1 protein-coding gene is annotated in these 5,753 nt (G+C 60.1%); it reads left to right on the top strand.

The genetic code is table 11. The features are described from left to right. Positions 1–5,753 (top strand): non-ribosomal peptide synthetase (locus B0O95_RS14955; RefSeq protein ID WP_146064113.1); only part of this gene is annotated, 5,753 nt, incomplete at both ends.

Genomic DNA, 5,753 nt, shown 5'->3' with positions numbered 1-5,753 from the left:
GAGCGCACGCCCGAGGCGACAGCACTGGTCTATGAGGACCAGACGCTCAGCTACGCTCAGTTGAATGCCCGGGCGAATCGCCTCGCGCATCAGTTGATCGAACTGGGTGTGCAGCCTGATGCACGGGTGGCGATCTGTGTGCAGCGTAGTCCAGCGATGGTGGTGGGGCTGCTGGCGATCCTGAAGGCGGGTGGGGCATATGTGCCGCTCGATCCAAGTTATCCAGACGAGCGGCTCGCGCATATCCTCGCGGATGCGGTGCCGGACATTGTGTTGGCTGATGCAGCGGGCCGGGTGGCGCTGGGTGGCGCGGCCTTGACCGATCGCACAGTGCTGGACCCGAATCGGCTGCCGGCGCAGTCGGAGACGAACCCTTCAGTGCCTGTGCTGACGTCTCGTCATCTGGCGTATGTGATCTATACGTCAGGTTCCACTGGCATGCCCAAGGGCGTGATGGTTGAGCATCGCTCCATTGCCCGACTGGTCATCAACAATGGTTATATCGATGTTGGGGCTGCTGATCGTGTGGCGTTTGCAGCCAACCCAGCATTTGACGCGAGTACTTTTGAAGTTTGGGCTCCGTTACTTAATGGCGCAGCTGCTGTCGTCATTAGTCGCGACACGGTGCTCAATCCTGCTGCTTTTGCTCAAACTTTGCAGGAACAGCGCATTAGCATTTTGTGGCTCACCGTTGGGCTGTTTAATCAGTTGTTTATAGAACTAGTGCCGGTTTTCCCGCAACTCAAGGCATTGATTGTAGGAGGAGATGCACTGGATGCCAACGTGGTGGCGCAAGTGCTACAGGGTACGCCACCCCAACAATTAATTAATGGGTATGGCCCGACCGAGAGCACGACGTTTACAACGACGTATAGAATCGACGCCATTCGGGAAGACACGCTCAGTATCCCAATTGGCCGGCCGATCGCGAACACGCAGATTTATTTGCTGGATCGCAATGGTCAGCCGGTGCCATTAGGCGCGGTGGGCGAGTTGTATATTGGTGGCGCGGGCGTCGCGCGGGGTTACCTGAACCGTCCGGAGCTGACCGCTGAGCGTTTCGTGTGCGATCCGTTCTCGGCCGAGCCTGATGCGCGGATGTACAAGACGGGGGATTTGGCGCGCTACTTGCCCGATGGCAATCTGGAGTTTCTGGGCCGCAACGACCATCAAGTCAAGCTTCGCGGCTTTCGGATTGAATTGGGTGAGATCGAGGCATGCTTGACTCAGCATGCGCAGGTGCGCGAGGCGGTGGTGCTGGCCGTGGGCGAAGGCTCAGATAAACGGCTAGTCGCGTATGTGGTGGCTGAGCCCGATGACGCGTTAGCGGGCACGTTGCGCACGCATGTGGCGGCAGCGTTGCCCGAGTACATGGTGCCCAGTGCGTTTGTGCGGCTCGATGCATTGCCGTTGACGCCGAACGGCAAGCTGGATCGCTGCGCATTGCCGGCACCCAGCGCTGACGCGTTTGCGCACCAAGCGTATGAAGCACCACAAGGCGAGCTCGAGATCATGCTGGCCGAGATCTGGACCGAATTGCTCGGTGTGGAGCAAGTGAGCCGACACGATAACTTCTTCGTGCTCGGTGGCCATTCGTTGCTGGCGGTGCGCTTGATGAACCGGGTGGCCACGCTGGGCATCGTATTGCCGCTGGCCACGTTGTTTGCTGCACCCACATTGGCCGGCTTGGCCGCCGTACTTGAGGAGCAACGCACGTCAGACAGTGCGGCGCTGCCTGTGATCACGCCGATCTCGCGTGACGGTGCGTTGCCGTTGTCGTTCGCACAGCAACGACTGTGGTTCTTTGCCCAGCTTGATGGTGCGAGCGATACGTATCATATGCCGATGGCATTACGCCTGCGCGGTACCTTGAACCGAGTGGCGTGGCAACAAGCGCTGGATGCGCTGTGGGCGCGTCACGAAGCGCTGCGCTCGGCGTTCGTCAGCGTCGACGGTCAGCCGCAGGTGCAGCTGTTGCCCGCTGAGATGGGCGTGCTGATGACCTGGCATGACCTGCGCGGCGTGCCTGACGCGGCTACCCAGCTGGTGCGCCTGAGCGCCGAGGCGGCCCAAGCGCCGTTCGACCTGGCCCGTGGCCCGTTGATCCGTGCGTGCGGCATTCAACTGGCCGAGGACGAGCACGTGATGCTGCTCGTGCAACACCATATTGTGTCGGATGGCTGGTCGATCGGCGTGCTGGTGCGCGAGCTGAGTGCGCTGTACCGTGCAGCCTGTGGTGAGCCGGCTGATCCATTGCTGCCGCTGACGATCCAATATCCGGACTATGCGGCCTGGCAGCGGCAGTGGCTCTCGGGCGAGCGGCTCAAGGCACAGAGCGAGTACTGGCGCACGCAGCTGGCCGATGTACCGGTGTTGCTGGCGTTGCCGACCGACCGGCCGCGGCCGGCGCAGCAATCGTTTGCCGGTGCCTGTGTGCCGATTCAGATCGATACACCCACCACGCAAGCGCTGAAGCGTTTGAGCCAAGCGCAAGGCGCGACGCTATTCATGACAGTGCTCGCGGCGTGGAGCGCGGTGCTCGCGCGGCTGTCGGGGCAAGAGGACCTGGTCATTGGCACGCCCAGCGCGAATCGTCACCACCCCCAAATTGAGCCGCTGATTGGCTTCTTTGTGAACACGTTGGCGTTGCGGGTGGATGTGTCCGGCGAGCCGAGCGCCGCGCAGTTGCTTGAGCGGGTGCGGCGCACGACGTTGGGGGCGCAAGCGTATCAGGATGTGCCGTTTGAGCAAGTGGTGGAGATTGTGCAGCCGCCGAGGCGGCTTGATCATACGCCGTTGTTTCAGGTGATGTTTGTGTGGCAGAGTAACGAGCGTGCCGTGTGGGATTTGCCGGCGTTAGAGGTCACGCCAGCGGACTTAGCTTACGATGTGGCCAAATTCGATCTGAATCTGCACTTGTATGAAGCCGGTGGAGAGATGGTCGGCGTTCTGCACTATGCGACGGCGCTGTTCGATCGTGCGACGATCGAGCGACACGTCGGGTATTTGCAGACGATGTTGCAGGCGATGGCCGCTGACGCATCACATCCTGTGACGCGCGTCGAGTTGCTGTCGCCGGCCGAGCGCACGTTGTTGCTGCAGACGTGGAACGCGACACAACAGGATTATCCATCGCATCGGTGTATTCACCAATTGTTTGAAGCACAGGCCGAGCGCACGCCGGATGCAACGGCATTGGTCTATGAGGATCAGACGCTTAGCTATGCGCAATTAAACGATAGGGCAAACCAACTGGCGTATTACCTCCGTACCTTAGACGTGGGTCCGGAAGTCGTGGTGGGGTTATGCGCCGAGCGCTCGCTTGAGGCAATCATTGGCCTATTAGGCATTCTAAAGGCAGGCGGCGCGTATTTGCCGCTGGATCCCAGCCATCCGGCCGAGCGCTTAGCGTCTATGTTGCGCCAGGCGAGCGTCGCGGTGTTGGTGACGCAATCCCACCTTAAAGCGAGGCTGCCTGAAATCCAGGCACGACGTATTGATCTCGATAAGGATTGGGCCAAGATTGCCGCGTGTCCCAAGACACGACTGGACAGTGGGGTCACGGCCGAGCATCTTGCTTACATTATTTATACCTCAGGTTCGACAGGACAGCCTAAAGGGGTGATGCATTCGCATCATGGCGTTGTCAATTATTTAAGTTTTCTGACTCGCCATTACGCCATCACGTGTGCGGATACTATTTTAAATATTACGGGTCTTGCCTTTGACCCTTGTATGCGCGACTTGTTTGGTCCGTTGACAGCAGGCGCACGCGTGATCATCGTGCCAAACGAACAGGCTAAAGAGCCAGGCCGCTATCTATCAGCGATTCGTGAAAGGTCGGTGACGAAATTGCTGAGTATCACGCCAAGCTTTTTGCGTAGTCTTTGTGAAACCGTACCGAAGGGCCCCATTGCATCGTCGTTGAACACTATCTTGACCTCTGGTGAGCCGCTAGAGGCAAGTGTATGTGAACAGGTGCATAAAGCGTTTGGCCCTCAAGTAACAGTGGTCAATCAATACGGTCCAAGCGAATGCACGATGGCGTCAACGTGGTTCAAGGCCGACGCCCAGCAGGAAGGAAGGGTGCCGATTGGTCGGCCGGTGCCCAATGTGCGAGTCTATGTGCTGGGGCAGCATTTGGAGCTCATGCCGCTAGGTGTGACGGGCGAGTTGTATATTGCGGGGGCGGGGGTGGCGCGTGGCTATATCAACCAACCTGAACTGAGCGCCGAACGCTTTATACCGAGCCCATTTGAACCCGGCGAACGGCTATACCGGACAGGTGACCTGGCAAGATGGCGCGTGGATGGACAGTTGGAATATATCGGCCGCGTGGATCAGCAGATTAAGATTCGGGGCTTTCGCATTGAACCCGGTGAAATCGAAGCGGCATTGGTCAAGCATCCGAGCATCGCGCAGTCAGTGGTGGTGTCACGCGAGGATCATCCGGGTGACAGACGTTTGGTGGCCTATTGGGTCGCGGCTGACGGTGAGGCGATGACACCGGTCGAACTCAAAGCCTATCTTAGCCAAACGCTGCCGGATTACATGGTGCCGGTCGCGTTCGTGCAGCTTGATATGCTGCCTTTGACATTGAGCGGCAAGCTGAACCAGCGTGCGCTGCCGGCGCCAGACGGCGCGGCTTTTGCGCTGCAAGTGTATGAAGCGCCACAAGGTGAGATCGAGACCACGCTAGCGGCGATCTGGAGCGAGTTGCTGGGTGTCGAACGAGTCGGTCGGCACGATAATTTCTTCGCGTTGGGTGGGCATTCACTATTGGCGGTGCGCTTGATGAACCGGGTGGCTATGCTGGGCATCGCATTGCCGTTAGCAACGTTGTTCGCTGCGCCGACGCTGGCCGGGTTGGCCGCGGCATTGAATGCGCAACGTACGGACCGCGCCGTGCTGCCGGTGATCACGCCGGTGTCGCGTGACGGTGCGTTGCCGTTGTCGTTCGCACAGCAGCGGCTGTGGTTCCTTGCACAACTCGACGGCGCGAGCGACTCGTATCATATCTCGCTGGCACTGCGGCTGCGCGGCACGCTTAACATCACCGCGTGGCAGCAGGCACTGGATGCGCTATTTGCGCGTCACGAAGCGCTGCGCTCGGTGTTCGTCAGCGTTGACGGTCAGCCGCAGGTGCAGCTGTTGCCTGCTGAGACGGGCGTGCCGATGGCCTGGCATGACTTGCGCAGGGTGCCCGACGCGGATACGCAGTTAGCTCAGCTCAGCGCCGAGGCGGCCCAAGCGCCGTTCGACCTGGTCCATGGCCCGCTCGTGCGTGCGTGCGGCATGCAGTTGGCCGATGACGAGTACGTGATGCTGCTCGTGCAGCACCATATCGTGTCGGATGGCTGGTCCATGGGGGTGCTAGTGCGCGAACTGAGTGCGCTGTACCGTGCGGCTTGTGATGGGCAGACGGATCCGTTGTCACCTTTGACGATCCAGTATCCGGACTATGCGGTGTGGCAGCGTCAGTGGCTCACGGGTGAGCGGCTTGAGGCGCAAAGCGAATACTGGCGCACGCAGCTGGCCGATGCCCCGGTGTTGCTGGCGCTACCCACTGACCGGCCTCGTCCGGCGCAGCAATCGTTCGCGGGTGCCTATGTGCCGATTCGAATCGATGCGCAGACAACCCGTGAGCTCAAGCGTTTGAGCCAAGCGCAAGGCGCGACGCTGTTCATGACGGTGCTCGCGGCGTGGAGCGCGGTGCTCGCGCGGCTGTCGGGGCAAGAGGATCTGGTGATTGG

This window comes from Mycetohabitans endofungorum (genome assembly GCF_002927045.1).
GTDB classification, from domain to species: domain Bacteria; phylum Pseudomonadota; class Gammaproteobacteria; order Burkholderiales; family Burkholderiaceae; genus Mycetohabitans; species Mycetohabitans endofungorum.
The sequence above is the reverse complement of the archived record's forward strand: the minus strand, read 5'-3'. Positions and strand labels throughout refer to the sequence as shown.